A 279-nucleotide genomic window follows, 5' to 3' on the forward strand; every position below is an offset into this window, starting at 1 on the left:
GCGCAATGCGTTGGTGCCAGTTGTCACGCTGATCGGTTTGCAGATCGGCTTTCTGCTTGGTGGTGCTGTGGTTGTAGAGACCGTGTTCTCGTGGCCTGGCATTGGCCGTCTGGCGGTTGGCGCTATTTTGTCCAGCGATTTGCCAATGGCGCAGGGCACGATTATCGTGATGTCGCTCGGCTTTATTCTTGTCAATCTCGGTGTTGATATTCTCTATGCGGTGCTTGATCCGCGCGTGAGAGGTGCATGATGACCAGTGTTGCAAAAACAACGCCTGAT

Annotated in this window: 1 protein-coding gene; it reads left to right on the forward strand. The window is 53.8% G+C overall.

The window, feature by feature from the left end; genetic code table 11:
* Positions 1-250, forward strand: a 250-nt coding sequence (locus HBA93_RS20840) for an ABC transporter permease subunit (RefSeq protein ID WP_221724544.1), incomplete at its 5' end; no start/stop codon positions are given.
* Between the last annotated feature and the right edge of the window lie 29 nt (positions 251-279).

The organism is Ochrobactrum sp. SFR4, from assembly GCF_019730395.1.
Classification (GTDB): Bacteria; Pseudomonadota; Alphaproteobacteria; order Rhizobiales; family Rhizobiaceae; genus Pseudochrobactrum.